The organism is Streptococcus sp. 343_SSPC (assembly GCF_001072385.1).
GTDB lineage: Bacteria > Bacillota > Bacilli > Lactobacillales > Streptococcaceae > Streptococcus.
The window spans coordinates 127869-154354 of sequence record NZ_JVKU01000018.1 but is presented as its reverse complement, the minus strand read 5'-3'; the positions used below and the strand labels follow the sequence as shown (position 1 = coordinate 154354).

Genomic DNA, 26486 nt, shown 5'->3' with positions numbered 1-26486 from the left:
AACCTACAATTATTTTTCGTCGTACCAAGAATAGTGGAAGGTACCTTCTTTGTCCTTACGTTGGTATGTGTGAGCACCAAAGTAGTCGCGTTGCGCTTGGATCAAGTTCGCTGGAAGGTCAGCTGAACGGTAGCTATCAAAGTAAGTGATGGCTGCTGAGAAGGTTGGTACTGGTACACCTGCTTGTACAGCAAGAGCTACAATGTCACGAACAGATTGTTGGTACTTAGCTGTTACATCCAAGAAGTACTCATCCAAAAGAAGGTTAGCAAGATCTGCATCACGGTTGTAAGCATCTGTGATCTTTTGCAAGAAACGTGAACGGATGATACATCCATCGCGCCAGATAGAGGCGATGTCTGCAAATGGCAAGTTCCAGTTGTTTTCTTTAGAAGCTACACGCAATTGTGCAAAACCTTGTGCATATGAGATGATTTTTGAGAAGTAAAGGGCTTGGCGGATCTTTTCGATCAACTCAGCCTTGTCTCCTTCAAATTTAAAAGTAGCTGGTTTTGGAAGCACCTTGCTAGCGTGTACACGTTCTTCTTTGTAAGTGGAGATGTAACGTGCAAATACTGACTCAGTGATGAGTGACAATGGCACACCAAGGTCAAGCGCTGATTGGCTAGTCCATTTACCAGTTCCCTTGTTTCCTGCAGCATCCAAGATGTAGTCTACGATTGGTCCATCTTGACCTTCATCGTCTTTGCGTCCAAGGATATCCGCAGTGATTTCGATCAAGTAGCTGTCCAATTCGCCCTTGTTCCACTCCGTAAAGATTTCAGCCATGTCTTCTGCAGAAAGGCCAAGCAAGTGTTGCATCAAGTCATAGCTTTCTGCAATCAATTGCATATCGCCATACTCGATACCGTTGTGGACCATTTTCACGTAGTGACCTGCTCCATCAGGACCGATGTAAGTCACACATGGTTTTCCATCTTCTGGTGCTTTTGCAGAGATTTCTTCAAGAACAGCAGCTACCAATTCATAAGCTTCTTTTTGTCCACCAGGCATGATAGAAGGACCTTCAAGGGCACCTTTTTCACCACCAGATACACCAGTACCGATGAAGTTGATCCCTGAGTTTGCCAACTCTTCGTTACGACGGATAGTATCTTTGTAGAACGTGTTTCCTCCGTCGATCAAGATATCGCCTTTATCCAAGTGTGGAAGAAGGGCTTGGATGGTCGCATCTGTACCAGGTCCTGCTTGAACCATGAGCATGATCCGACGTGGTTTTTCGATTGAGTTTACGAAGCTTTCGATATCATAGCTTGGCACGAAGTTCTTTTCAGGATGGCAAGCAACAACATCTTCTGTTTTTTCTTTACTACGGTTATAGATAGCAACTGTGTATCCACGAGATTCAATATTAAGGGCAAGGTTACGACCCATTACGGCCATACCAACAACACCAAAGTTTGCTTTTGTCATGTGACACTCCTCTTTATAGTTTGCCTTTATTCTACCATTTTTTGACATCAAATGAAAGTAGAAAATCATCCCCTGCCCCTTCATGTAGAAAGATAGCTCCTATCTACTTTGAAGCAAAAAACAAAAAGTGCCTGAGTTACAGTCCTCAGACACTTTCTAATGAATGACATTAATCTTCTTTTGAAGCTAACTCTTCTGCTTCAATGACCGGTTGTTCTCCTTCTTTGAGTTTGTTGACCGTCATATTAACTCCAAGAGCTCCTGCTAGCAATTGACGAATATCAAATCCAGCTCCTTGAGAGACTTGGTCGATACTTTGCATAATATCGCCCACCATCTTAGAAGCATTGCCTTCCCCGTACATGGTGATCTTATCCACCTTGGTTAATGGTTCTGCGACAGCACGCGCAATTTCAGGCAACTTGTCAACGACCATTTCAGTAATGGCTGCTTCTTGCATTTTCTTCATTGCTTCGGCCTTTTGGTCCAAACCTTTGGCTTCCGCTTCCAGTTTCAAGCGAATGGCTTCGGCCTCGGCGCGACCTTTGGCTTCAATAGCTTCGGCCTCTTGCAATTGGGCGAATTTCTCAGCTTCGGCTTGGGCTTTCCGAGCTTCGGCTTCTTTTTGTGTTTCGAAGAGTTCTGCTTCCGCCTTGCGTTGGCGTTCGATCAATTCTGCTTCTGCAGCTTGTTGACGCGCATATTTTTCAGCTTCAGCTTGTTTGCGGATGTTGGCATCCAATTCTTGCTCACGAACCTTAACTTCGCGCTCTTTGACTTCCGCTTCTTTTTCCTGTTTCATGATATTGGCTTCGGCTGCCACGCGCTCTTGTTCACGACGTTGCACTTCTGCCTCAATCCCTTTAGCGGCATCTGCTTTTGCTTGGGCAATATCTGCTTCTTGCTTGAGGGCTGCTTGTTTGAGTTTTAATTCGTTTTGTTTTTGCGCGATTTCAAGATCGGCAGCGACGCGTTTGTCGTTGGCCAATTTATCTTGTTCTGCTTCGACTTCCTTGCGTTCGCGTTCCGCTTTGGCTTTGGCAATCAAGGCATCTTTCTTGATGGTTTCAACATTTTCAATCCCGAGGTTATCGATGACTCCCCCTTCATCAGAGAAGGATTGAACCGTAAAAGCGATGACTTCCAGACCCATTTTGGCCAAGTCTGGTGCTACGTTGTCCTGCACTTTTGAGGCAAACTCTTGACGGTCATTGACCATCTTACGGAGCTCCATCTGACCGATCACTTCCCGCAAGTTTCCTTCCAAGACATCTTGGACAGAATTGGAAATATCTGTCGTATTCCAGTTCAAGAAGTTTTCTGCAGCCCGGGCAATCATTTCATCGGTTGTACCAATTTTTAATTTAACAGCTGCATCGGCACGGACGTTAATGAAGTCCAGTGTTGGGACTGCTTCTGACGTCCGAACATCTGTCGAGAATTGCTCAATATCAAGATAAGAGCGTTGTTCGACAAAGGGAATCATAAAGCCAGCTTTCCCACGCAAGTGACGTTGTTTCCGAAGACCTGTAATGACCACGACTTCGTTGGGTTTAGCGTTCACATAACCTTTAACAAGCAAAATCAAAATAATAACTGCGACTATTAGGCCGGTAATCAACCAACCTGGAATAAATAAAGTATCCATACTTTTTCTCCTTTTTAGAGGTCTACCCTCTGTTGTTTATTAATCCTAGTATATCAAAAGAAGGCCTTTCCTCAAAGAAAAGACCTGTATTTATGTCTAAATTTATCAAATGCAATCTCTAGCTTATTCTTCGTCAAACAAGCCATTTAGACCAGCGAAAGGACTGTTTTCTTCTTTCTTGATCGCTTGAGCAGCTTGGTATTCTTCTTCGGATAGGATTTTCCAATCATTGCCCTCGATAAAACCTTCTCCAGCCTCCTCTTCTGGAGTGAGAACCTTGAGAGGAATATTGAGCAGAATATTATCCGCTACACTCTCACTCAGGTCAATCTTCCCACCTTCGATTGGAAGGATCAAGTCTTCCTCAAGAGCTTCGATATCTGCCTCTGACTGTACATCCTCCGCAAATACCTCTGTTACAGGATAGCTCTCTTGAATCTCGACAGGCTCCATGCTTCGGCTAGAGGCCAAAACGATAGTGTAGCTCAACTGGTAATCCAGGACATAGAGACCTGTATCATAGGCTACTCCCCCTGTCGCTGTCACATTCTTCAAATCAAGAATTTCTGGATTACGCTTTTGCAGATCCTTTAACAAATCCAACTCTTGATTAAATGCCAGTCCTTCAGGATTTTTACGGATTTCTTGTGTAAATAAGTTCATTCTTTTGTCCTCAAATCTTCTAGATACTACTAGTATATCATGAAGCTGTCCCTTCAACCAAGATGTCTCCTCAAAAATTTGTTATAATCATGAAAAAAGATACAGAGACTAGGCAAATTGGTGTTGTACACAAGGGTCCCACCATTTCTTGGACAAAAGAGGTTCACTTGCTAGGGCATTGAGCAATGTTAGATAGAGGAGAATTCATGAAAGAAATCGGAGCAGTTTTTCGGCAAATACGTGAAAGTCGCCACATCTCTTTAGAGGAGGCTACAGGTGGCGAATTTTCGCGCTCCATGTTATCTCGATTTGAAAGAGGAGAAAATGACCTGACGACGCAACGGTTTTTTCAGGCCCTTCAACAGATCAAAACCAGCCTCAGTGAGTTTTCAAATCTAGCTGGTATCGATCAGCACTCCTTTATTCCCAAATTGTTGAAAGAACACTATGAAAACATGAGCTTGGAACACGACCAAGCCTTGTACCAAAGCTACCAACTAGCCTATCAGAAAGATCACAAAAAAGAAGACTTCTTAGCCAGCATTATTCTCAAGGCCAAAATACTTGGCTTATATCCTGAGGTAGAGTTGGCTGCTAGCCAAGAGGAACTAGATTTCCTCTATGACTACCTCTTCTCTGTCATGGTCTGGGGAAATTTTGAGTTAAGCCTATTTTCACTGACCTCTCCTCTTTTCTCTAGTCAGCTCTATCGACAATACACAGAGGAGTTGGTCCAACGTGAGGATTTCAAGCTTCTCCTAGATTCCTCTCGTCCTGCCATCAATTCTATTTTCCTTAATGGCTTTTTTCTGGCCATTAATTCAAATGAATTTGAAGATGCAACCTATTTTGATCACCTGATTAACAACCACTTTTACTCTGAGAACGAAGCCTACCTTCGGACGGTTTATCTCTACGCCAAAGGAGAATTTCTTTATCGGAAGGGTGAAAAAGAAGCTGGTCTTGAAAAGATGGAGCAGGCCATCCAGGTTCTCTCTATTCTGGATTGTAAGGACAGTGCCAACTACTACAAACAGGGCCTGCAAGAACTGATCAAGGAATCCTGAAAAGAGAGTGGGACAGAAATTGGTAATTCGTTAGAATTCGATTTCGTCGTCCCACCTCCGCACAGTTGAGTAGGGATGTAAAAGCTGATAAAATCAGCGTAGTAGAGCCCACTCAACCACTGCGTCTTGCTCGACAATCCAAAGATAATTGAGAGGCTAGGACTTTTGTCCCAGCCTCTTTTTGTTGAAAATATGCAACATTTTGTTTTTCTTATTTTTGAGGTCTACAATAGGATCATCAAGCAAAGAAAGAAGGTCCCTTCCATGATGATCAAACTAAAAAGATATTTCCTTCATTTGTTTCTCAAACATACTAGCGTCTACCTAAAAGATCAGAAACTTCTTCTCTCTGAAGAGGAGAAATTGGAGGTCTTTAAACAGATCAGTCGATCCATCAAACAAGTCCTAGCAACTGTTCACACGAAGGAGGAAGGTTTATGAAACTCTTAGCTCGTAATAAAATTTTTGCCTTACTCAGTCTTTCTCGCTTTTTGAATACCCTTGGTGCTGCCATCTACAATCTGGTCTTTGTGGTCTTTGCTGCCAGCATGCCTCAACCGAGTCTAGCAGTTGGCATTGCCAATCTCATTGTATTTATTCCTAGCCTCTTTAGCATTTTTGTTGGGATGAAGGCTGACCATACGAAGAAAAAAGCTAACTGGTTGATACGCATCGGCTATCTCCAAGCCATCCTCTTCATCCTTATTGCGCTCATAACCAAGATTCCAGGTTACTTTGCTTTTTCCTTTATCTGTTTGTTAAACATTGTTTCAGATTGTTTGAGCGATTATCGCGGGGGGCTACAACTCCCCATCATGAAAAAGAACATCTCTAGCGAGGATTTGATGGAGGCCTATTCCTTCAATCAACTACTTAGTATGGTCTGTTCGATTTCTGGACAAGCTCTAGGAGTTTGGCTGCTAGCCATCAGCCATCAACATTTTGCTCTGGTCGCCTCGATCAATGCCGTGACTTTTCTCCTGTCTTCCACCTGTCTCCTGATGAGAAAAAATCAGCTGACACATGACCCCGTCATTGAGCCCCAAAATAAGAATTCTTTGCTCCACGAATGCCAAGAGATGTATTCCAATGCCAAAAATATTTTTGCAGATGAGGACGTCCACCACTTTGGTAAGTTGCTCTTCTCATTGGTTCTCATCAATGCCCTAGGGGGATCCATCTCTGGCATCTACAATCTTCAACTGCTTCAATCCCCCTTCTTTCAGTTGAGCTTTAGCCAATCCCTCTTGATCTTAGAGGCTGTGACTATTTTAAGCATGGTCTGGGCTAGTCTGACACCCCACGATTATTTTTCAAAGCAAACCCTCCACCATATCCTCCTATGGATCGCAGGTGGGCTGACTATGCTTGGGCTGACAAATATTCTGGTGCACTGGGATTTCCTTTCCCTTCTACTCATCACTTTCCTTGGTTATCTTGTAGCAAAAATCAACCCAAAAGTTTCCAGTCTTTTAATGAGTAAATTACCCGCTGAAAAATTAGCTTCTACCTCTAGCTTTTTGGGACTGATGGTCAGCTTTGCCATGCCACTTGGGACAGCTCTCTTTTCTAGTCTAGCTATCTGGAGCCTTCCCCTAGCGTGGGGGACCTTTGCTATCCTTGGTTTCACTACCCTCCTCTTAACAACTAAATAAAAAACCCACCATTGGGTGGATTGAGCTTAAAGACAAAGTTATCTTTTATACAATTCTATTAACTTCTATAAAGATAAATACTTTTTATTCTTTAGAGTTATTCAATCATCTACTGAAACTTTCCGCCGTGAGAAAAGTGCTAGAAACAAGGTTGTTTCTAGCACTCGGGAGTTTTGGAACCTCATAGAAGTTCGCTGACGTCCGTACTCACCTAAGGAAAGGTTCTAAGATGATTGTGTCTTCAATCTGAATCCACTGTTTGGTGGATCTTTTTTACATGTTTCTTAATCTTTCAACCCGCTCAGCAATGGGTGGGTGGGTATAAAAGAGCTTTTGAAAGCCGGATTCTTTTTTAGGATCGTTGATAAAGAGAGCACTACTTGCACTATCAACTTCTCGTTGCATAGGCACACTGTTATCCAGCTTCAAAAGAGCATTAATCATCCCTTGAGGATTCCGTGTCAATTCAACACTGGAGGCATCCGCTAGGAACTCCCGTTGACGAGAAATGGCTAACTGAACCAAAGTCGCCGCTAATGGAGCTAATACGATGGCAATCAAGGAAAGGATCAGAATAATAATTTCTAAACCACTGCCTCCTTCTCGATCATCATCCCGTCTACGACCACCGCCCCACCACATCATCCGTCCTCCAATACTAGAGAGCATGGTGATGGCACTGGCAAGGGCAACCGCAATCGTGGAGATGCGGATATCGTAATTGCGAATATGGCTGACTTCGTGTCCGATGACTCCCTCCAATTCCTCACGGTTCATCACAGCCAGAAGACCTGTCGTTGCTGCAACAGCAGCATTTTGAGGATTGGACCCTGTCGCAAATGCATTCATGGACGGATCATCTACAATATAAACCCGAGGCATAGGGATTTGAGCTACCATGGCCATATCTTGGACAATATGGTAGAGTTGAGGGGCTTGCTCTTCCGTCACCTCACGCGCCCCGTTCATCCGCATGACAACTTCGGTTGATTGGAAAATCATGCTAAAGGCATAAATCCCACCAATAATCAAAGCTAGGATGACGCCTCCAAGTGAGGATCCTAACCAGAGGTAGCCAACGGCTGCTCCGATGAGAGCCAAGAGTATGAAAAAAGCAATAAGGAGAATCCAGGTTCTCCTTTTATTGCTTGCAATTTGGTCAAAGAGCATATTAGTCTCCTAATCCGCTAAAGTCCACCTTTGGTACTGCTTTTTCTTCTTCAGGCACTTGAAGGAATTCGGCTTGTTTGAAGCCAAACATTCCAGCAATCACATTTGTTGGGAAAGTTTCCAACTTGACATTGTAGTTGCTTGTGACACTGTTGTACAATTGACGAGCATAAGAAATTTTGTTTTCTGTGTTAGTCAATTCTTCTTGCAATTGCATAAAGTTGGTGTTGGCTTTCAAGTCTGGGTAGTTTTCAGCCACCGCAAAGATACCTGCCACTTGACGTGAAAGAGCATCACTGGCTGCCATTGCTTCTGCAGGTGAAGATGCTTGCGCTACTTGTTGGCGAAGTTGAGTTACTTTTGCTAGTGTATCTCCTTCGTACTTAGCATACCCTTTAACCGTTTCGATCAAGTTTGGAATCAAGTCATTCCGACGTTTCAATTGCACATCGATTTGACTCCAAGCTTCGCGAGTCTGCATCCGACTTTTCACTAAACCGTTGTAAACTCCTACTACCATCAACACAAGGACCACTAGGACCCCAAGAATAATCCAAATCATTTTATTGAATTCCTTTCATTTCTTTAGTACCAGTATATCAAATTTCCCTTATTTTGTGGTAAAATTATCTTATGAAACCAGAAGAATTTTATGACCGTTTAGCCGACCTCGGCTTCCCACTAACTGATCGACAAAAAGAGCAATACGAACGCTATTTCGAGCTCCTCGTGGAATGGAATGAGAAAATTAATCTCACCGCTATCACCGATAAAGATGAAGTCTATCTCAAGCATTTTTATGATTCTATCGCACCCATTTTACAAGGTTTGATTGAAAACCAACCCATCCGTCTCTTGGATATCGGCGCTGGTGCTGGCTTTCCGAGTCTACCAATGAAGATCCTATTCCCTGAGCTAGATGTGACCATTATTGATTCCCTCAATAAGCGAATCAATTTCCTTCATTTACTAGCTGAAGAGTTAGGCTTGAGCGGAGTTCATTTCTACCATGGACGAGCTGAGGACTTTGCACAAGACAAGGCCTTTCGTGCCCAATTTGATATCGTAACTGCCCGCGCCGTTGCCCGCATGCAGGTCTTGTCTGAACTGACCATTCCCTATCTGAAAGTAGGGGGACAGCTTCTTGCTCTCAAGGCTAGCAATGCTCCAGAAGAGTTGGAAGAAGCTAAAAACGCCCTCAATCTGCTCTTTAGCAAGGTTGAAGACAATCTACAGTATGAATTGCCTAATGGGGATCCACGCTATATCACTCTTGTAGAAAAGAAAAAAGAAACCCCTAATAAATACCCAAGAAAAGCGGGCATGCCAAATAAGCGTCCGTTATAAGATGATACTAAAAAGAAGCTGACAGTTTGTCAGCTTCTTTTTGAATAAACTAATTTTTTTAACTCTTGCTCTAGGGTATGGTAGTGATGGCGCTCTAAATGAACTCCCTTGGTCGCCACAACCATACTTGCAAAACGGTTAGCAAAGGTTAAGGCATCCTCCACATCTAGCCCTTGCAAAGATGCCGCTATAAAGGCTCCCAGATGACTATCTCCTGCTCCTACAGTATCAACGACTTCTGTCGGAAATCCGGCCACCTCGTAGAACCTACCATCGTATGCGATCGCTCCTTTTTCTCCCAAGGTGACGATGACTAACTGCCCCGTTCTTTGGTAGAGCTTCTTAGCTGCGTCAGCAATCTCTTCACAAGCCGAAAAAGCCTTGGCTTCTGCCTCATTGACATGGAGAATGGGGTGGAGATCATAGATGGCTTCCAAACGCTCCTCGGGAATCAAGAGTCCTCGAGGTCCTGGTGCAAAGATGACTTGACCTTTGATTTTTGACACAGATTGAATCAGTTCCAATCCAGTCGGCTCTTCTACTTCAAGGCCACAGAGATAAATAAAATCGTAGCTTTCCTGCTCCAGAGACTGGAGCCATTCCTTCTGAAAACTATATTCTACTCCATGATCTGATAAAAAGGACCTCTCACCATCCGACTCGATAAAGCAATAACAACAACCATTTGCCCCGGTTACTGAGATTGGAGTCTGGATACCCAGCCTCTCGAGTTCTGCCTTGACAAAGTCCCCGTAGACACCCGTCCCCACTGGCGAGATGAAGTCAACATTTTGACCCAAAGCATGAAGTACGGAGACGACATTAAAGGCACACCCTCCAAGAGACCAAGTCTGCTCATGGATATGGGCGTCTCCTTCCCGACTCGGTAGTCGATCCAGATAGACCATAACATCACAAACAGTAGAACCAATCACTAAAGCTTTTGACATGGGTTTCCCCCTCCTATTCTCTATTCTCAACATGGAAAAATAACCAGCAACGGATCGTGCTGGTTAGCAACTAGTCACCCCGATAGACCGGTTGTGGTCCAAAGGTTTGAGAAACCGGCATGATTTCAATGCGGTTGACATTGACATGCTTGGGCTGTTGGATGAGCCAAGCTACGGTATTGGCAATGTCTTCTGGCTGAATGGCATGGGCATCTCGATAGAGAGCCTCTACCCGTTTTTCATCTCCTTTAAAGCGAACCGTCGAAAATTCGGTCCCTTCACAGAGACCTGGCTCAATATTGGTCACCCGAATCTGTTTTCCAGCCAAGTCTGCACGCAGATTTAATGAAAACTGTTTAACGAAGGCCTTGGAAGCACCATACACATTGGCACCTGGATAAGGCACCGTCCCTGCAGTTGACCCCATATTGATGACATAACCATCATTTCGTTCCACCATTTGGGGGAGGATTTTCCGGGTCAAATAGGTCAGACCGATAATATTGGTCTGGATCATGGTCAGCCAATCTGCAAGCTCTGCTTCATGAGCTGGAGCGAGGCCTAGGGCCAAGCCAGCATTATTGACCAAAACATCCACTCTCTCCCAAGCTTTTGGCAAACTGGCAAGTGCATGATCCACCTGAGAAAAATCCGTCACATCCATTTGAAGGGGATAAAAAGCTTCTCCTAGCTCCTCTTGAAGAGCCTGTAATTTTTCAATGCGTCTAGCAGCGCCAATCACTCGATGCCCATCGGCAACTAAGCGGTGACAAATGGCTTGGCCAAAGCCAGCAGATGCTCCCGTTACTAAAATTGTTTCTGCCATTTTCTTACCTCCAAGGATTATAGAAGCGACCTTTGTTTACCCAAATCAGGACGATACTCAAGACCACCATGAAGATTGATCCTAGGATAATCAAGCGATCACGAGTGGTCATCTCCTGATAGGTGTACCAAGTTCGTTTTTTATTTTTTCCAAAGCGACGCAGTTCCATGGCCGTAGAGATCGTTTCAATCCGCTCCAAAGAACTAAAAATCAAGGGAGAAATCATCTGAAGATTTCCCTTCACCCGCTGGACAAAGTTGGCCTTTTTGGACAACTCCAAGCCTCTTGCTTCTTGCGAGAGCTTGATAATCTGGTATTCCTCCTGCACATCTGGAATATAGCGCAAGGTCAAGCTGACTGAGTAAGCAATTTTGTAGGACACCCCAATCTGGTTGAGACTCGAAGCAAACTGACTGGGATGAGTGGTCATCAAGAAAATGAGAGCTAAAGGAATGGTACACACATACTTCAAAGTGAGGTTGAAGAGATAAAATAACTCTTGGGCTGTAATACTATATGCCCCTAAACCATCTAGAAGAACTGTCTTTGCTCCATAGATTTCTACCCCATATTGAGGGGCAAAAAGATAGACCATCAAGACATTGAGAAGGGCAAAAGCTAAGGCAAAACTCAGAACAAAGGAGATGTCTTTCAAACGAATGCCTGAGGTTGCAAATAAGGCGAGGGCACCCAGACCAATGACCAACAATAAGCGAGTATCGTAACTCAACATGGCAGCTAATGATACCAAGAGTAAGAAAAGAAGCTTGCTAGCGCCTGAAAGGCGATGCAGAAAACTGGTTCCGGCATGGTAGCCGACTAAGCGATTATTCATGACCTTCCCCCTTCTGATTCATATAAAACTGGGTCAAGGCAAGAGGATCGACACCAAGTCGATTTGCCAAGGCGAAAATAGAGGTTTCTTTCAAATTAGCCCGTCTCAAAATTTCTGGTTGAGTCAAGAGCTCTGCTGGTGTCAAATCAGCCAAAACCTGCCCATCCATGACCACGACTGCCCGGTCCGAATAATCCAGCATGAGCTGCATATCATGGGTAATCATGACAATGGTATGCCCTTTTTGATGGAGTTCATCAAGGAAATCCATAATTTCCGTATAGTTTCGTTGGTCCTGACCAGCCGTCGGCTCATCCAAGACCAGAACATCTGGTCCCAAGACAAGGATAGAGGCGATAGTCACTCGCTTTTTCTGGCCATAAGATAGGGCAGAGATCGGCCACTTACGAAATTCGTAGAGACCACAGGTTTTCAAGGCTTGATGGACACGACTTTCAATCTGGTCCTCTGGAACATTTCTTAAGCGAAGACCCAGGGCCACCTCATCAAAAATCATGTTGGTCGAGATCATCTGGTTGGGGTTTTGCAGGACATAGCCCACGCGCTCTGCCCGCTCCTTGACACTATCACCCTTGATATCCTCTCCCTTTGAGAAATAGGTTCCTTCCGTCTGGATGAAGCCACAAATCGCCTTAGCAAGGGTTGATTTTCCAGCCCCATTTTTACCAACAATAGCCAACCGTTGGCCTTTTGGAATGGTTAGAGAAAGGTCTTTTAGAATGGGCTGGCCTTCTCGATAGGCAAAGTTCAAATGACCAAGTTCTAGGATTGTCTCTGCCTCTGCCGCTTTTTCAAAATGAGGAGTTGGGATATCCACTGATACATCCTCAAGTGGTAATTTTTCTACCTTGTCCAAGTGCGGTAGCTTGCTGATATCCTGGCCTAACTGGCGAAGAGTCGTTAAATAGAGGGGTTCACGAATCCCATTTTCAGCCAGCAGTGTCGTCCTCAACAACTCATCTGGGCTCCCATTAAAGAGGACTTGCCCTTGATTGATCAAGATGACCCGATCGATGGGACGGTAGAGTACATCCTCCAAACGGTGTTCAATGATAATGGTTGTCGTTCCCTGCTCTTCATGAATCTGATCAATCAGATCTATGATATCCTGACCCGATTTGGGATCTAGATTAGCCAGCGGCTCATCAAAGAGCAGGATCGGACTTTCGTCAATCAGGACACCCGCCAAGCTGACCCGTTGTTTTTGCCCGCCGGATAAATCTTGAGGGCGATGGTCCAAGAGCTTGCTTAAGTCTAAGCGCTCCGCCCAGGTATGGACCCGGGATTTCATTCTTTCCAGCTCCACCATATCGTTTTCAAGGGCAAAAGCTAAGTCTTCTGAAACACTGAGACCGATAAACTGACCATCCGTATCCTGTAAGACCGTACTGACCAAATGAGACTTCTCATAAATACTGAGATCAAAGGCTTCTTTCCCCTGAATGAGGAATTGGCCACTACTGGTTCCCTTATAGATATTAGGGATAATCCCATTTAAGCACTGGCCAATGGTTGACTTACCAGAGCCAGATGGCCCGACAATCAGGACCTTTTCCCCCTTATAAATGGTTAAGTTGATATTTTTCAAAGTTGGCTCAGACTGTGCCTTGTATTGGAAGGAAAAATCCTTCAGTTCAATCATTGCTTCTTTCATTTAGTTCGCCTTTTCCCATAAGAGCGCAAATTGGATGGCCAAATCCGCGATTCGATCCTTGCTATCTAAATCCTCATGACTGGATAAGGTTCGGATATCCCATTTTTCTTCCGAGAGGTGGTCTGCAGCGTAGAAGAAATGGCAGAGCTCAAAGCCCCGAAAAGCTGCTAAAGCTGCCACTGCCGAACATTCCATATCTACACAAATGGCTCCTGCTTCCATTCGTCGCTTCATCTTGTCGATGGTTTCCCGGTAGGGAGCATCTGTCGTCCACACTTTTCCTGACTGATAAGAAACCCTGTGGCTGTCCAGAAAGGCTTGGAAGAGAGGAAGGCTTTCCTTATTTACTTCCACTTCTTCACTAGCCGGAAGATAGTGGTAACTGGTCCCCTCGTCGCGAAGAGCTGCCGTTGGAATGATGATGGAGGTCGCCTCAATATCTCGATCTAAAACCCCACAGGTTCCAAAGAGCACCAGTTTTTCCATCCCAAATTGAATCAAATCCTCTATAATCCCCACACAGGAAGCAGCCCCAACTGGTGCATTAAAGACAGCAAGCTGTTGGTCTTCAATCGTAATCCCATAGACAATGACTTCAAAGTTGGCCATGGAGGTTCTTGCAAGCACCTCATGTTCATAATTTTCAAGGAGGCGCGCAAAAGTTACTCTTGAAAAGCAAGAGATGACTACTTTGGGAAATCCTTCAATGGGACCATGTAGGTCTTGTGGATTGATAATCGCCTGTCGATTGGCATCAAATTCTTCTAACAGCATTTCGTGCACCTCTTTCATTCTACTTCTAGTCCCCTATTATACCACAAAATCGGCCTCTTTCCTTCTAACAAAGGGGAAAGCAGCCCCACTTGTTCGCCTTTTGTGGTAGAAAATGATACCGAATCTCTCAAAAAGTAAAAGAAAATGGACCACTAAACCACTGCGTCTATCATTGAACTCTTTCCTGATGAAAATAGATAACTCCTACCTCGCTTTCTCGTTTTCGGGCTCGGGAAAAATTCGTTTACAAAACGAACCTCGCTCTCTCGTTTCTTGGCTCGGGAAAAATTCGTTTACAAAACGAATTTTTTCTGCTATACTTCTTAGAAGCAAAGGTTTTTAATGTCATCCTGTGAGGTGACAAAGACACAGAATATGAATAATCTGAGGGCCCTTGCTATGCAAAAATATTCATGGGCTCTTTTTTGGTGCCCAAAAGTGAGGTTATTATGAAAGAAGAATCAACTGTTGATTTGCTCCTGGATGTCGACCAAAGTCCGGCACCACTTAAAGGAATCTTATTAAGTTTCCAACACGTTTTTGCCATGTTTGGGGCTACCATTTTGGTACCACTCATCTTGGGCATGCCCGTATCCGTTGCCCTCTTTGCATCAGGTGTTGGGACACTGATCTATATGACTTGTACCGGCTTTAAAGTCCCTGTCTACCTCGGATCTTCCTTCGCCTTCATCACAGCCATGGCTTTGGCGATGAAAGAAATGGGTGGAAAAGTCGATGCAGCCCAAACTGGGGTTATCCTGACTGGTCTGATCTACGTGCTTGTCGCTGCAGGGGTTAAAGTAGCAGGCACTCGCTGGATTGACAAATTGCTTCCTGCCGTTGTCATTGGACCTATGATCATCGTCATTGGTCTAGGGCTTGCAGGATCAGCTGTTAAGAACGCCGGTTTTGTTGAAGGAGGAGATTGGAAAAATGCCCTTGTCGCTGTCGTGACCTTCCTGATCGCCGCCTTCATCAACACCAAAGGAAAAGGTTTCTTCAAAATCATTCCTTTCCTCTTTGCCATTATCGGTGGTTATGTCTTCGCAGTCTGCTTAGGCTTGGTTGACTTCGATCCCGTCCTCAAGGCTAACTGGTTTGAAATCCCTGGTTTCTATCTTCCTTTCAATACGGGTGGGGCCTTCAAACAATACAACTTATATTTCGGTCCTGAAACCATCGCCATCTTGCCAATCGCTATCGTAACTATTTCAGAACATATCGGTGACCATACCGTGCTTAGTCAAATCTGTGGCCGTCAATTCTTGAAACAACCGGGACTTCATCGTACCCTTCTTGGTGACGGGATTGCAACATCTGTATCAGCCTTCCTTGGTGGTCCAGCCAATACCACTTACGGTGAAAATACAGGCGTTATTGGGATGACTCGCATCGCTTCTGTTTCCGTTATCCGAAATGCAGCCTTGATTGCTATTTCCTTGAGCTTCCTTGGTAAATTTACTGCTCTCATTTCTACCATTCCAAACTCTGTTCTCGGTGGGATGTCCATCTTGCTCTATGGGGTAATCGCAAGTAATGGTTTGAAAGTCTTGATCAAAGAACGCGTTGACTTCAGCTTGATGCGCAACTTGATTATTGCAAGTGCCATGTTGGTTCTTGGACTTGGTGGAGCAATTCTGAAACTCGGTCCAGTGACCCTTTCAGGAACAGCCCTCTCAGCTATGACAGGAATCATCCTTAACTTGATCTTGCCACATGAATCAAACTAAAAGAAAAAGTTCTCAACACTGAGAACTTTTTCTATTAGAGTTGGGCTAATTGCAACAAGCGTTCTTTGGACAATTTTTTGATTTCAATTTGATTGGCATCCAACAAGTCAAATTCACTCGAATCCAAAGCATTCAGTAGGGCTTCTAAATTCACAGCCCCCACCGGCTTATAACTCTCTGGCATATCGGGATTTCCAGTGATTTCCACTAAGTTCACTTTCCAGTCGATGACTTCATCCATATTGACCTTCTCTACAAACTCTGCTGGAACAAAAGGCACTCGTGGCAAGACAGTATCCGTATCTTCTGTTAGACTGTAACTGCCAATAATGCCTCCCGTTTCGTTCTGACGGTAGAAACGAACTTGACTAAAGAAGGCGGAGCTGTATTGAACCTTTTTAACCACTTGACTGAACTCCTCTAAAGGTTGAGCGGAGTCTAAAATTTTACGAAGGAGCTCACGATCCAAAATTACAGGATGAGCAAATCCCTGAAGTTGATATTGATGAAGGTCTGGATCTTTTTCTAGATTCTGTAGATTCTTCAGCAAATAGTTCTCATAGTCAAAAGAGAAAATAGAATCTGCGTCATAGCTGGTTCCTAAATTATCGTGAATCTCATTCCCCAACTGACGAGCTAGGGCACTGAGCCATTCCAAGATGAGTCGCCAATCTTCAAGGGTGGCAAAATCTGCAAGGATGAACTGATAAGCATGCTCTTGATCCAGATAACGAAGGATGATCGGCAAGCAACTCTTGCCATAGCGGATACACATCATGGCTGGAAAATCTTTGAGAGAGCGGCCAAGCATGGCTTCCTCAAAACTGTAGGTAAGAACTCCTTCCACCAAATTCAATACATCTTTAGCTGGCATCACTTTTTGATAGCCAAACATACTCTTTTTATTTCGAATTGAAAACACAACTGACATTTGTTTTCTCCTTTTTGTAATCGCTTACCAAATTATAGCACAAATTTTCATGACTTTCCATAGAAAAAACAGCCGAAAGGCTGTTTTTGAATGTAGACAAACTATTGTACTACATTAAACAGCTAGATGACTTTCAAAACATGACTTATATTTTTTTGTCATTAAAGAAGATGAAAAACTTTCCGCTGTGAGAAAAAGTGCTTGAACCACTGTGGTTCAAGCACTCGGGAGTTTTGAACCTTAGGTTCAAAACTAAGTCATGGAACTTCGTAGAAGTTCGCTGACGTCCGTGCTCACCTAAGGGAAGTTTTTCAAAAGACTTTGTCTTCAATCTGAAACAGCCAAAAGGCTGTTTTTAGCTTATGCAAGAGTTCCATCAAGCGTCTCACCGATAACAGCCAAACGCTCAGCAACCTCTTCTTGTGACAAGTTGTGTTCTTCTACATAGCGATTGCGTGGATGAACACGGCACTCATGTGAGCAACCACGGAGGTACTTGTCTTCATTTTCTTCTGAAGTCAAGATGCGACGGTTACAGAAAGGATTTCCACAGTTGACATAGCGTTCACATGGTGTTCCATCAAACCAGTCTTTTCCGACAACGCTTGGATCGACATGGTTGACATCGACTGCGATCCGCTCGTCAAAGACGTACATCTTCCCATCCCATAGTTCTCCTTGAACTTCTGGGTCTTTTCCGTAGGTTGCAATTCCGCCGTGCAATTGACCGACATCTTTGTAGCCTTCACGCACCATCCAGCCTGAGAATTTCTCACAACGAACGCCACCTGTACAGTAAACTACGACACGTTTGTCCATGAATTTTTCTTTGTTATCACGGACCCATTGTGGCAACTCACGGAAATTGCGGATATCTGGACGAATAGCGCCACGGAAATGGCCAAGGTCGTACTCGTAGTCGTTACGAGTATCAAGGACAACTGTATCCTCGTCTAGAAGAGCTTCTTTAAATTCTTTTGGAGACAAGTAAGCACCTGTCGTTTCAAGGGGATTGATATCGTTATCGAAGTTATCATCCTCTAATCCAAGGTGGACAATCTCTTTCTTATAACGCACAAACATCTTCTTGAAAGCTTGCTCTTCTTCCTCATCAATCTTGAACCAGAGGTCTTCCATACCAGGAAGGCTATGAACATAGTCCATGTATTTTTGTGTTGTTTCGTAGTCACCAGAAACGGTTCCGTTGATCCCTTCGTCAGCGACTAGGATACGGCCCTTGAGGCCGATTGACTTACAGAAAGCCAAGTGGTCAGCCGCAAATTGTTCTGCGTTTTCGATGGGAACATATTTATAGTAAAGTAAAACACGAATAGGTTTTGCCATAAGATTCTCTTTTCTAAGATTAAATTATCAGAATTTTTCATTCAACTATACCAGTATACTCTCCCGAGAAAACGAATGCAATTTATTTGACTGAAAAATAAAAGTCTGGGGTTCCAGACTTTTACACGACGAAAATAAGGTTCCAACTACCTACTCTTCCTTTTCCAACTGGTCTAAATAGGCTTCATAGCGTTTTTTCTCTACTTTTGCTAGGAGCATCACAAGGGAATTCATCCCCCATACAATCGGAAGATTCAGGAGAAATGTGATAGGAAGCACCAGCAAAAATTTTGAATGAAAGGGATTATTGTGATAGATTGCTTGGTTTAATTGAAAATTTTGAGCCCAGATGAATAAGGAGAGAACACAAGTTACAGTAATAATCCCCATTAGATTGAGGTAGCTATAGCTGATAAACCTTACACCCAATCGTTGACAACGAACCGTATAATACAATCCTGAAATAATGAGTAAGGTTACGACCATGATTGGACTCAGTCCAGGATTGGTAGTAAACATAGATCCTACACTAAAAACCGCTAAGGCAAGGAACAGAAAACTAGCCGTTTCAGCACCAGCCTTATTGGCCAGTCCTTCTTCTCGTTCATCTATGATTTGTTTGTTCATCAATTGTAATCTCATTTATTCCTCCTCTAACTCTGCCTCAATCTTCTTTTGTTTTTTCCGATTGATAAGAGCAAGTGGTTTCTCTAACAGATAAGTCAAAATAGCAAAGACCAAAATGGCAAGAACGATTTTGAGCAGATATTTGGGGCTGAACATAAAGCTCATCGTTTCGCGCTTCCCAATCACATCCGTTGCGATCACAAATAAGGAAAATAAGACGCCTGCCCCGATGCGGCTGAACCAGCTATCTTTTTCTAACATATCTCGAATGTCGATCCCTGAGCTGATCCTTCTCACAAAGGCATAAACTCCCATGACAATCAAGAGAATAAGTTCGGGCATATAGGCTACTAGGGCTAAGTCCAAGATACTAGCTTTCACAAAGGCAGATAGGGCAATAAATAATGTCATTCCTAAAACAAGTTCCCCTGCAATTTTTCCATCAAGTAGCATGGTCCGTTCATCTTTTACAATTGGTTCTTTCTTTTGTTTCATATACTTCCTCTTTCTATTGTTAAAACTGTTACTCCCAGAACAGTTGATCCAGCGTCTTATCCAAGGTCTTACAAATGGCTAGGCAGAGGCTGAGGGTTGGATTGTACTTCCCTGCCTCGATCAGGCCAATGGTCTGACGTGTCACCCCGATGGCATCTGCAAGATCCCCCTGGGTCATATCATGCTCGACCCGGGCCATTTTTAATTTGAGATTTTTCTCCACAGGCTTTTCCTTTCTTGTTTTTATAACTCTATTATACACTATATTTTCTATTTTGCAACATATATTTTACATTTTGTAAAAAATATTTTTTGTAAACAAAAAAAGCCTGGTTTCCCAGACTTTATCTTCTTATTTATGATTAGTCTTTAGACAAACTTCCATCTTTTGTTTGAGTCCGTGCATAAGCAATCAAGAGAAGAGAACCTGCAATAGCTACCACTAAAGCATTGACAGAACCTGCTACAACACCTTGTAGGAATACCTTGTTTGCACTTTCTTTGTAGATCATCACATCCCCAATCGGAGCAATCAATCCCCAAATAAGCAAGTTGGCAATGACTTGTACGACGTTAAAGACGATCAATTCTTTCTTGGTCACTTCTCCTTTTAGGTTACCGATTTGCTTGCGGAAGATACCAACAAAGAGTCCAAACAAGCCACTAGAAATGATCCAAGTCCACCAGAGGCCATAAGTCATCGCATCTTTAATGGCATGTCCGATAAAGCCCATTAAGAAACCAACAATCGGACCAAAGATCACACTAAAGAGGGCTTGAAGAGCGTATTGCAACTGAATGTTGGTATTTGGAGCTGGCGCTGGAATTGGGATCATCGCAATGACCACAAAGAGGGCCGCTCCAACCCCGATGGCTACAACATCCTTAATTGTAAAAGCTTGTTTTTGTTTCATATTTTATCTCCTATTAATTTTCCATTTTTCTAATTTCGATATGCCAAGAAGCCCCAACTCCTACATTATAGGCCTTGGCAAAGGATCCCTGGTTGATAGCAAGACCAACACGGTAGAGGGAATTGATATAAAGGATCGGCTGTCCAATCCGCACGTCGGCGAAAGACTTGCCGTAGGTTACTTGGTTTTGGTAAACCAGCATGTCATTGTTATAGATGGTCACTTCAAAGCGTTCCCCAAATTCAGGTTCCAAATGATTGAACTCTTCTCGGGTAATCGAAGTCCAGAGAGAACCAAAGCGTACATCCAAGATGTCAACTGCTCCTTTGACAAGATTGTCCTCCATAACAGTTTCCACCACAGGGATTTCTACAATGTGTTCAACACTGAGTTCTGGTCCCACTTCCTCAAAGCTGATATGGCCACTGGCTAACTTAGCTCCTGTATAGGCATAGACATCACGCCCATGGAAGGTATAAGAAAACTCTGTATTGGCCCGGCGGTTCTTCACCTCTGAAATCTCACGGATAGCAACAATCCCTACATGTTTTTTGATGAAAGAGAGGGTTCCATTATCTGGAGTAACAATGTATTGATTCTTCGCCGTTTTAGCTACCACACTCTTTCGTTTGGATCCAACACCTGGATCGACGACCGAAACAAAGGTTGTCCCTTCTGGCCAGTAGTCTACCGTCTGAAAGAGGCGGTAACTTCCTTCAAAGATATTGTAAGGGGTAATGTCATGGGTCAAGTGGTGAATCTTAAGGGTGGGTGATTCCTCTAAGGCAACCCCAATCATAGCAGAGACAGCCCCATCTACCAGACCAAAGTCTGACTGAAGGACTAGTAAATTATTGTGCATGTTTCTTCTCCATCATGTTATTTTCTATTTAGTTTTTGACAGACCAAGTATCCAAGAAGATAACCTAGCAGAGCTCCAAGAAGAAGGGTCAGTAAAAACCAGCTCACCGTCTCCATATTTGACGGTACCATAACGCGTTCAATATAATCCATCGATTTCCCACGGGCTAGTAAAGAAGCACGGTAACTAGCTGGTTGGAACCACATCATAAGGATAGGCCCTGTCGTCGTAAAGGAAAAGAGGAGGAAAGACACCGCATTGCCTAACTTCGACTGGTAGTGGCCACGGCCTGCGACCAATTCGGCTAAAAGCCCACCAACAAGAGCAGGAAGAAAGGCTCCAGCTCCATGACGAGTGAAAAGGAAAAAAGCACCAATCACAAGAGCAACTACTAGAATAGCTCCTGTCCGTTGAATTTTCTCAACATAGACTCGATAGATCCCTCCACCAACTAGGGCAGAGAAGGCTGGAGCATAAAACATATTTCCTCGATGGTCAACCAGACTTCCAAGCAGGACGCCTAAACCAATAGCAAGAAAATACAAGCCTGCAAAGGCTGCAACCTGCTTAAAATGATGTTTCTGTATCATGTTCATGTACCTAACCCATCCTTACCGGTGACTAATTTTCTTGGTCAAGAAATCACCGATAAACTGAATAAAGAAGATCAAAAGCAGAATCAAGAAGGTTGCTAGCAAGGTGACATCATTATTAAAGCGTTGGTAACCATAGGAAATAGCCACGTTTCCGAGACCACCGGCTCCAATCGCACCCGCCATGGCTGTTTCACCAACCAAGGAAATAAGGGTAACAGTTGTAACACGAATCAAATCTGGAAGACCTTCACGAAGATAGACACCAACAATATCCCAAAATGTTGCCCCACTGGCTTGGGCTGCTTCAATTACACCTCGGTCAAGCTCAGACAAAACGACTTGAACTTGGCGAGCAAAGAACGGAAAGACAGCTAAGGATAGGGGAACTAAGGCTGCTGTAGGACCAATCCCAGTTCCGACAATCATACGAGTGAAGGGATTAATTAAGGCTAGCAAGATGATAAATGGAATCGCACGGAAGATGGAAGTGATTTTATCCAAGATATGGAAAACCAATTTATTCTCGATAATCCCACCTGGTGCTGTCAAGACTAATAATAATCCTGCAATGAGTCCCAATAAACCACCAATCACAAAAGAGATAAAGGTCATGTAAAGGGTCAGATAAATCGCTGTTCCCCATCCAGCTTGGCCACTCCAGCCCATCCGGTAAACATTTGGTAGATAGGTTTGAATAAAGTCAATCATGCATTACTCCCTTCTTTTAAGACACGAACAGAAACACCTGCCGCTTGTAGATCCCGTTGCGCTGCAGATAGGTTGGATGCTTCTCCAGTCAGGATAACAACCAACTCTCCAACAGGGGTATGATCCAAAATTTCAATATTTCCGTGTAGAATATTTGCAGACACTTGGTACTGTTTATAAATATCGTTGATAATCGCTGTGTCTGTCACCGAACCAGAATATTTCAAATGGGCTAAAACAGAATCCGCTGGCAATTGCTTAACAATTTGTTGCTGGTTGATTTTCACCATAGCTTCATCAATTCCTGTTGCTGTTGTGATGAAGTCTTGCGTCAATTCATTCTTAGGATTTGAGAAGATATCTAAAACAGAACCTTCTTCAATCAATTCACCATTTTGCATAACAGCCACCCGATTGGCAATATCTTTAACGATCTGCATTTCGTGGGTAATCAAGACCACTGTCAAGCCCAACTTCTGATTCAACTCTTGCAGAAGAGCAAGGATTTGTTTGGTCGTTTTTGGATCTAGGGCAGATGTTGATTCGTCAGAAATCAAAATCTTTGGATCGTTGGCGAGCGCACGCGCAATCGCCACCCGTTGTTTTTGTCCACCCGACAATTGAGCAGGATAGTTGTCTGCCCGATCTGACAGTCCAACTAGTTCCAACAACTTGGCTACTTTTTCAGCCTTTTGCTCTTTAGACAAATTTGAATGCTTAAGGGCAAAGGCCACATTTTCAGCAGCGGTCATTTGGGCCATTAGATTGAAGTGTTGGAAAATCATACCAATGTCTCGGCGTTTTTGGCGTAAAGCCGCAGCATTCAAGGTCACCCGATCTTGATAGATGACATCACCATCTACGGTGATAGTACCTGCTGACGGTACTTGCAAGAGATTGATGACCCGTACAAGAGTTGACTTCCCTGCACCAGAATACCCAACAATCCCGTAAATATCCCCTTCATTGATGTGAATGGTCACATCCTTCACGGCTGCAATTTCACGTTTTTTCTGATGAAAGGTAACATCGATATGGTCCAGTTTGATAATTTCTTTACTCATAACTTGTGATTAACTCCTTAATTAATTCAATATGGGTATAGTAGTCTGCAATTTTCACATTCTCATCCCCACCATGATCTCGACTATTGGCATTTCCGATACCAAAGGCAGCCATTGGAACTTGCAAGGCCTCAAAGACCGTATACATGGGACCAGTACCTGCAGTTGTCGGAAGGACACAGACCCCTTCTGGATAAAAGCGTTTGGCCAAATCTATCACGTTGAGAATGGACGGTGCACTCATATCACTCCGATAGCTCATTTCCCCTAGTGTGAAAACAAGTTCAATCTTCTCAAAGCCATTCTGATTCAATTGTTTACGAATCAACTCCAAGACTTGTTTAGGCTCCAAGCCTGGCACCAACCGAACTTCCATCTTGGCTCGAGCTTCTGCAGGCAGAATCGTCTTGACTCCTTGACCCTGATACCCTGTTCCCAAGCCTTCAATGTTCATAGCTGGCTCAAAATAAAAACGTTTTAAGAACTCACTTCGTTCCTCTTTCAAGATAGGCAATTGGAGATTGTAGATTTCTGTCACATCGTCTGCCGTTTTATTGGCATACCGATCAATCAGGGCCAGTTCCCGCTCGTTAGGTTCCTCAATCAAGTCATAGAGGCCATCCACCAGGATACGACCGTCTTTATCTCGAAGACTGGACAAACCATTGAGTAGATACCAAGATGCTGATTCCACCACTCCACCATAGCTGGAATGGATATCCACATCTGCACTTTTGACCACCATGTCAAAGGTAACAATCCCCTTGTTGCCACCGGAGATTTCCAGTTCCCCTTGTTGGTTACGAGTCCCTTGTTCCCAGACTAAGAGATCTGCCCCACGCAAGTGTTTTTTGTGTTTGGCTAGATACTTATCCAGGTCGGTCGAAGCAGATTCTTCTGCTCCTTCGATGATAAAGGTAATGTTGACTGGCAGGTCGCCATTCTCACGGATATATTTGCGAATAGCCGTTAACCGTGCTGTAATATGCCCCTTGTCATCATCTACCCCTCGACCATACATGGTCCCGTAATGGACCGACAGCGTAAAGGGATCACTCGTCCAAGGTTGGTCGCCATCTGCTGGAACAGTATCGTAATGGTTGTAGAAAATGATGGTCTTCGCGTCCGGATTGGGTGAAACAAATTTAGCAATGACAAATGGCGCTGTGTAACTGTCATCCACAGTTACCTTAGCTCCTGCAGCTGTGAAAATTTCTCCCAAATAGGTCGCCACTTCCTTTAAGCCAATCTGCTGGGCAAAAATGGAGCGCTTGGAAATGAGGGTCCTCAGGACTTCAAAATAATGCTGAGCCACCTCATCATTTTCAAATTTGCGTATTTGTTCTGTCTCTCTTGGATTGGACATCATTTCCTCCTACTATACACGATAAGAGGTAGAGAAAACCTTCTCCACCTCTCTATTCATCCTCTCAATTACCAAACTGGTTGGTCCATACCGTCTGAAGATTCTTCGATGACTTTCTTCACGTTGTCAGTATGGTAGGCTTTAATAATGGCTTCGATTGCTTTGGCTTTATCAGATGATTTCCAATCTTTCTTAGCTGCAATCAAGTTGTACCATTGTTTAGAGTTGCTGTTTGCTTTTTCTACAAAGAGAGCTTTCTTGTAATCAATACCTGCTTCACGAACAAAGGTGTTGTTAATGATTGCTGCATCAACTGATGGAAGTGAAGAAGCTGTTTGAGAAGCGTCCAACTCAGAAATTGTCAAGTTCTTTGGATTGTCTTTGATGTTGCTGATGGTAGCCAATTCCCCATCTTTTGTATCCAACTTGATCAAACCAGCTGATTCCAATACATACAAAGCACGGCTTTCGTTTGTTGGGTCGTTTGGTACTGCAATGGTTCCTTTTTCAGGAATGTCTTTCACATCAGTGTATTTATTTTTCCCATCTTTTGTACCAGAGTAAAGACGGATTGGCGCAATGTAAGTATCTGCCACAGAAACTAGGTCTGCGCTGTTTTCTTTGTTCCAGTTTTCAAGGTAGTTGTAATGTTGGAAAGCGTTGATATCCACATCACCATCACGAACAGCTTGGTTTGGTTGTGAGTAGTCTGTAAACTGAGTGAATTCCAATTTGATGTTTGCTTTTGCATCATCTAAGTTCTTTTGCACTTCTTTCCAACGTGCTTCTTCTGTATCACTTAAGTTCATCACCCCAACTTTAACAGTTGTCACACCATCTTTATCAGATGATTTAGATGATTTTGAAGACCCACATGCTGCTAAGGCAAAGGTTGCAACGGTAGCAAGAGCTGCTACACCAAAAAGTTTTGTTAATTTCATATTCTTTCTCCTTATGATGTTTTTAAATAACCTTATTTAATATCAGAAGCTTCTGGAAGGTAGGTTCCACCAAAGTACTTCTTAGACAACTTTTCAAGTGTCCCGTCTTCGTACAACTCTTTGATCCGTTTGTTGACGAAGGTTTCCAATTCTTTCTCACCTTTGGCAAGGATTGGGTAAACGTATGGTTGTTGATCACTTGGAAGTTCAATCACTTCCAAATTATCCAACCCTTGGTCCTTGATTAAGGCTTCAACTGTCAAACGTTCAAAAATCTTATAATCTGAACGGCCATCGCTCAAATTAGCAAGAATAGATTGAATCGTTCCATCTGTATATTTGAGCTCTGTTGGATTATCCTTGTGCTCTTCATTGTATGCTTCCAATTGTTTCGCTGTAGAAGTTCCTTGGATGACCTCTGTAGACTTGCCACCAATATCGTCCAGTGACTTGATCCCTGAATCTTTGCGAACCACTAAGACCACTGGGTTCTTAGCGTAAGGATTTGGGTACAAGTATTTTTCCGCACGTTTTTTATCGTAGCTAAGGTTGCTGACACCGATCTGGTAACGATCACCGTCTAAGCCCGCAAAGATAGAAGACCACTCTGTCTTATTAAAGTTGACTTCATACTTATCTGAACCTTTGAAGATTTCACGCATGACTTCGATTTCATAACCAGTCAATTCCCCGTCCTTATCATAGGTGAAGGGTTTGGTTGTTCCAACTGTTGCAACTTCAATGGTCCGTTTTCCACTTGATTTACTTGATGACTTGGATGAGCAGGCTACCAAAGTCCCAACTGCTGCTAAGCCCACAAGGCTTAAACCAAGATATTTGATGAATTTATTCAATTTCATTTGT

The 26486-nt window shown here is 43.5% G+C and carries 26 protein-coding genes and 2 pseudogenes; 4 read left to right on the top strand and 24 right to left on the bottom strand.

Annotated elements, in window-relative coordinates:
* Window positions 1-9: 9 nt before the first annotated feature.
* The 3 genes from gndA to ADH27_RS06095 form a co-directional block, all read right to left on the bottom strand.
* On the bottom strand, window positions 10-1434 hold the full coding sequence (gene gndA / locus ADH27_RS06105) for an NADP-dependent phosphogluconate dehydrogenase (RefSeq protein WP_048716565.1): 1425 nt from the start codon (window positions 1432-1434) through the stop codon (window positions 10-12).
* Between the two features lie 169 nt (window positions 1435-1603).
* Window positions 1604-3082, bottom strand: coding sequence for a flotillin family protein (locus tag ADH27_RS06100; protein ID WP_003005145.1), 1479 nt, complete (start codon window positions 3080-3082; stop codon window positions 1604-1606).
* Window positions 3083-3205: 123 nt separating this feature from the next.
* A complete protein-coding gene (locus ADH27_RS06095) occupies window positions 3206-3745 on the bottom strand; it encodes a DUF177 domain-containing protein (protein ID WP_048716562.1) in 540 nt (179 codons plus the stop codon).
* A 206-nt stretch (window positions 3746-3951) separates the two neighbouring features.
* Here ADH27_RS06095 and ADH27_RS06090 point away from each other — a divergent pair, with 206 nt between their 5' ends.
* Both ADH27_RS06090 and ADH27_RS06080 read left to right on the top strand, forming a co-directional pair.
* Window positions 3952-4812 carry a helix-turn-helix domain-containing protein gene (locus ADH27_RS06090; protein ID WP_048716560.1) on the top strand — a complete coding sequence of 287 codons (861 nt, stop codon included), beginning with the start codon at window positions 3952-3954 and terminating at the stop codon, window positions 4810-4812.
* Window positions 4813-5249: 437 nt separating this feature from the next.
* On the top strand, window positions 5250-6467 hold the full coding sequence (locus ADH27_RS06080; RefSeq protein ID WP_048716554.1) for a transporter: 1218 nt from the start codon (window positions 5250-5252) through the stop codon (window positions 6465-6467).
* 273 nt (window positions 6468-6740) lie between these two features.
* On the opposite strand, the gene htpX is transcribed toward ADH27_RS06080, so the two are convergent.
* Together htpX and ADH27_RS06070 are read right to left on the bottom strand one after the other, a co-directional pair.
* Window positions 6741-7637 carry a zinc metalloprotease HtpX gene (htpX, locus tag ADH27_RS06075; protein WP_048716550.1) on the bottom strand — a complete coding sequence of 299 codons (897 nt, stop codon included), beginning with the start codon at window positions 7635-7637 and terminating at the stop codon, window positions 6741-6743.
* Window position 7638: 1 nt separating this feature from the next.
* Window positions 7639-8199, bottom strand: a complete 561-nt coding sequence (locus ADH27_RS06070) for a LemA family protein (RefSeq protein WP_003013312.1) — start codon at window positions 8197-8199, stop codon at window positions 7639-7641.
* A 71-nt stretch (window positions 8200-8270) separates the two neighbouring features.
* Here ADH27_RS06070 and rsmG point away from each other — a divergent pair, with 71 nt between their 5' ends.
* Window positions 8271-8984, top strand: a complete 714-nt coding sequence (gene rsmG, locus ADH27_RS06065; RefSeq protein ID WP_048716547.1) for a 16S rRNA (guanine(527)-N(7))-methyltransferase RsmG — start codon at window positions 8271-8273, stop codon at window positions 8982-8984.
* Window positions 8985-9013: 29 nt separating this feature from the next.
* Here rsmG and ADH27_RS06060 read toward each other — a convergent pair whose 3' ends face one another.
* The 6 genes and pseudogenes from ADH27_RS06060 to ADH27_RS06040 all read right to left on the bottom strand — a co-directional run bounded on the left by ADH27_RS06060 (window position 9014) and on the right by ADH27_RS06040 (window position 14044).
* Entirely contained in the window at window positions 9014-9934 is a 921-nt protein-coding gene (locus ADH27_RS06060) for a carbohydrate kinase family protein (RefSeq protein WP_048716544.1), read from the bottom strand.
* 70 nt (window positions 9935-10004) lie between these two features.
* A complete protein-coding gene (locus ADH27_RS06055) occupies window positions 10005-10760 on the bottom strand; it encodes an SDR family oxidoreductase (RefSeq protein ID WP_048716541.1) in 756 nt (251 codons plus the stop codon).
* Window positions 10761-10764: 4 nt separating this feature from the next.
* A complete protein-coding gene (locus ADH27_RS06050) occupies window positions 10765-11595 on the bottom strand; it encodes an energy-coupling factor transporter transmembrane component T family protein (protein WP_048716539.1) in 831 nt (276 codons plus the stop codon).
* A pseudogene (locus ADH27_RS10550) lies at window positions 11588-12391 on the bottom strand (energy-coupling factor ABC transporter ATP-binding protein); the annotation flags it as partial. The gene ADH27_RS06050 and the pseudogene ADH27_RS10550, both read right to left, overlap by 8 nt.
* A gap of 27 nt (window positions 12392-12418) precedes the next feature.
* Window positions 12419-13270 (bottom strand): annotated as a pseudogene (locus ADH27_RS10545) (DUF3744 domain-containing protein); the annotation flags it as partial.
* Complete coding sequence (locus ADH27_RS06040; RefSeq protein WP_048716533.1) at window positions 13271-14044, bottom strand: nucleoside phosphorylase; 774 nt, start codon at window positions 14042-14044, stop codon at window positions 13271-13273. It lies immediately after the preceding pseudogene.
* A 449-nt stretch (window positions 14045-14493) separates the two neighbouring features.
* On the opposite strand from ADH27_RS06040, the gene ADH27_RS06035 reads away from it, so the two are divergent.
* Window positions 14494-15774 carry a uracil-xanthine permease family protein gene (locus ADH27_RS06035; protein WP_048716531.1) on the top strand — a complete coding sequence of 427 codons (1281 nt, stop codon included), beginning with the start codon at window positions 14494-14496 and terminating at the stop codon, window positions 15772-15774.
* A gap of 34 nt (window positions 15775-15808) precedes the next feature.
* Here ADH27_RS06035 and ADH27_RS06030 read toward each other — a convergent pair whose 3' ends face one another.
* The 13 genes from ADH27_RS06030 to ADH27_RS05970 form a co-directional block, all read right to left on the bottom strand.
* A complete protein-coding gene (locus ADH27_RS06030; protein WP_048716528.1) occupies window positions 15809-16705 on the bottom strand; it encodes a DUF4299 family protein in 897 nt (298 codons plus the stop codon).
* 360 nt (window positions 16706-17065) lie between these two features.
* The gene (locus ADH27_RS06025; protein ID WP_048716527.1) at window positions 17066-18049 is read right to left on the bottom strand and encodes a rhodanese-related sulfurtransferase; all 984 of its coding nucleotides are present in this window, start codon (window positions 18047-18049) and stop codon (window positions 17066-17068) included.
* A gap of 150 nt (window positions 18050-18199) precedes the next feature.
* The gene (locus ADH27_RS06020; protein WP_048716525.1) at window positions 18200-18691 is read right to left on the bottom strand and encodes a DUF6773 family protein; all 492 of its coding nucleotides are present in this window, start codon (window positions 18689-18691) and stop codon (window positions 18200-18202) included.
* Window positions 18692-19171, bottom strand: a complete 480-nt coding sequence (locus ADH27_RS06015; protein ID WP_048716523.1) for a DUF6773 family protein — start codon at window positions 19169-19171, stop codon at window positions 18692-18694.
* Between the two features lie 28 nt (window positions 19172-19199).
* Window positions 19200-19394: a helix-turn-helix transcriptional regulator gene (locus ADH27_RS06010; protein WP_048716521.1), complete on the bottom strand. Its 195-nt coding sequence runs from the start codon at window positions 19392-19394 to the stop codon at window positions 19200-19202.
* A gap of 139 nt (window positions 19395-19533) precedes the next feature.
* Window positions 19534-20085 (bottom strand): ECF-type riboflavin transporter substrate-binding protein, encoded by a 552-nt coding sequence (locus ADH27_RS06005; protein ID WP_048691672.1) that lies wholly within the window; start codon window positions 20083-20085, stop codon window positions 19534-19536.
* 13 nt (window positions 20086-20098) lie between these two features.
* A complete protein-coding gene (locus tag ADH27_RS06000) occupies window positions 20099-20947 on the bottom strand; it encodes an SAM hydrolase/SAM-dependent halogenase family protein (protein WP_006595737.1) in 849 nt (282 codons plus the stop codon).
* A 17-nt stretch (window positions 20948-20964) separates the two neighbouring features.
* Window positions 20965-21543, bottom strand: coding sequence for an MptD family putative ECF transporter S component (locus tag ADH27_RS05995; RefSeq protein ID WP_048716519.1), 579 nt, complete (start codon window positions 21541-21543; stop codon window positions 20965-20967).
* A 15-nt stretch (window positions 21544-21558) separates the two neighbouring features.
* Window positions 21559-22251, bottom strand: coding sequence for a methionine ABC transporter permease (locus tag ADH27_RS05990; RefSeq protein WP_006595735.1), 693 nt, complete (start codon window positions 22249-22251; stop codon window positions 21559-21561).
* Window positions 22248-23315 carry a methionine ABC transporter ATP-binding protein gene (locus tag ADH27_RS05985; protein WP_048716517.1) on the bottom strand — a complete coding sequence of 356 codons (1068 nt, stop codon included), beginning with the start codon at window positions 23313-23315 and terminating at the stop codon, window positions 22248-22250. Before ADH27_RS05985 ends, ADH27_RS05990 begins: the two co-directional genes overlap by 4 nt.
* Window positions 23308-24681, bottom strand: coding sequence for a M20/M25/M40 family metallo-hydrolase (locus ADH27_RS05980; protein ID WP_048716514.1), 1374 nt, complete (start codon window positions 24679-24681; stop codon window positions 23308-23310). Before ADH27_RS05980 ends, ADH27_RS05985 begins: the two co-directional genes overlap by 8 nt.
* Before the next feature lie 68 nt (window positions 24682-24749).
* Window positions 24750-25622 (bottom strand): MetQ/NlpA family ABC transporter substrate-binding protein, encoded by an 873-nt coding sequence (locus ADH27_RS05975; protein WP_023024186.1) that lies wholly within the window; start codon window positions 25620-25622, stop codon window positions 24750-24752.
* Window positions 25623-25654: 32 nt separating this feature from the next.
* Window positions 25655-26482 carry an amino acid ABC transporter substrate-binding protein gene (locus ADH27_RS05970; protein ID WP_048716597.1) on the bottom strand — a complete coding sequence of 276 codons (828 nt, stop codon included), beginning with the start codon at window positions 26480-26482 and terminating at the stop codon, window positions 25655-25657.
* Between the last annotated feature and the right edge of the window lie 4 nt (window positions 26483-26486).

What these genes read in the sequence shown, in the direction of transcription:
- gndA (WP_048716565.1), bottom strand. Translation starts at nt 1,434, where the DNA reads ATGACAAAAGCAAACTTTGGTGTTGTTGGTATGGCCGTAATGGGTCGT.
- ADH27_RS06100 (WP_003005145.1), bottom strand. Translation starts at nt 3,082, where the DNA reads ATGGATACTTTATTTATTCCAGGTTGGTTGATTACCGGCCTAATAGTC.
- ADH27_RS06095 (WP_048716562.1), bottom strand. Translation starts at nt 3,745, where the DNA reads ATGAACTTATTTACACAAGAAATCCGTAAAAATCCTGAAGGACTGGCA.
- ADH27_RS06090 (WP_048716560.1), top strand. Translation starts at nt 3,952, where the DNA reads ATGAAAGAAATCGGAGCAGTTTTTCGGCAAATACGTGAAAGTCGCCAC.
- ADH27_RS06080 (WP_048716554.1), top strand. Translation starts at nt 5,250, where the DNA reads ATGAAACTCTTAGCTCGTAATAAAATTTTTGCCTTACTCAGTCTTTCT.
- htpX (WP_048716550.1), bottom strand. Translation starts at nt 7,637, where the DNA reads ATGCTCTTTGACCAAATTGCAAGCAATAAAAGGAGAACCTGGATTCTC.
- ADH27_RS06070 (WP_003013312.1), bottom strand. Translation starts at nt 8,199, where the DNA reads ATGATTTGGATTATTCTTGGGGTCCTAGTGGTCCTTGTGTTGATGGTA.
- rsmG (WP_048716547.1), top strand. Translation starts at nt 8,271, where the DNA reads ATGAAACCAGAAGAATTTTATGACCGTTTAGCCGACCTCGGCTTCCCA.
- ADH27_RS06060 (WP_048716544.1), bottom strand. Translation starts at nt 9,934, where the DNA reads ATGTCAAAAGCTTTAGTGATTGGTTCTACTGTTTGTGATGTTATGGTC.
- ADH27_RS06055 (WP_048716541.1), bottom strand. Translation starts at nt 10,760, where the DNA reads ATGGCAGAAACAATTTTAGTAACGGGAGCATCTGCTGGCTTTGGCCAA.
- ADH27_RS06050 (WP_048716539.1), bottom strand. Translation starts at nt 11,595, where the DNA reads ATGAATAATCGCTTAGTCGGCTACCATGCCGGAACCAGTTTTCTGCAT.
- ADH27_RS06040 (WP_048716533.1), bottom strand. Translation starts at nt 14,044, where the DNA reads ATGCTGTTAGAAGAATTTGATGCCAATCGACAGGCGATTATCAATCCA.
- ADH27_RS06035 (WP_048716531.1), top strand. Translation starts at nt 14,494, where the DNA reads ATGAAAGAAGAATCAACTGTTGATTTGCTCCTGGATGTCGACCAAAGT.
- ADH27_RS06030 (WP_048716528.1), bottom strand. Translation starts at nt 16,705, where the DNA reads ATGTCAGTTGTGTTTTCAATTCGAAATAAAAAGAGTATGTTTGGCTAT.
- ADH27_RS06025 (WP_048716527.1), bottom strand. Translation starts at nt 18,049, where the DNA reads ATGGCAAAACCTATTCGTGTTTTACTTTACTATAAATATGTTCCCATC.
- ADH27_RS06020 (WP_048716525.1), bottom strand. Translation starts at nt 18,691, where the DNA reads ATGAGATTACAATTGATGAACAAACAAATCATAGATGAACGAGAAGAA.
- ADH27_RS06015 (WP_048716523.1), bottom strand. Translation starts at nt 19,171, where the DNA reads ATGAAACAAAAGAAAGAACCAATTGTAAAAGATGAACGGACCATGCTA.
- ADH27_RS06005 (WP_048691672.1), bottom strand. Translation starts at nt 20,085, where the DNA reads ATGAAACAAAAACAAGCTTTTACAATTAAGGATGTTGTAGCCATCGGG.
- ADH27_RS06000 (WP_006595737.1), bottom strand. Translation starts at nt 20,947, where the DNA reads ATGCACAATAATTTACTAGTCCTTCAGTCAGACTTTGGTCTGGTAGAT.
- ADH27_RS05995 (WP_048716519.1), bottom strand. Translation starts at nt 21,543, where the DNA reads ATGAACATGATACAGAAACATCATTTTAAGCAGGTTGCAGCCTTTGCA.
- ADH27_RS05990 (WP_006595735.1), bottom strand. Translation starts at nt 22,251, where the DNA reads ATGATTGACTTTATTCAAACCTATCTACCAAATGTTTACCGGATGGGC.
- ADH27_RS05985 (WP_048716517.1), bottom strand. Translation starts at nt 23,315, where the DNA reads ATGAGTAAAGAAATTATCAAACTGGACCATATCGATGTTACCTTTCAT.
- ADH27_RS05980 (WP_048716514.1), bottom strand. Translation starts at nt 24,681, where the DNA reads ATGTCCAATCCAAGAGAGACAGAACAAATACGCAAATTTGAAAATGAT.
- ADH27_RS05975 (WP_023024186.1), bottom strand. Translation starts at nt 25,622, where the DNA reads ATGAAATTAACAAAACTTTTTGGTGTAGCAGCTCTTGCTACCGTTGCA.
- ADH27_RS05970 (WP_048716597.1), bottom strand. Translation starts at nt 26,482, where the DNA reads ATGAAATTGAATAAATTCATCAAATATCTTGGTTTAAGCCTTGTGGGC.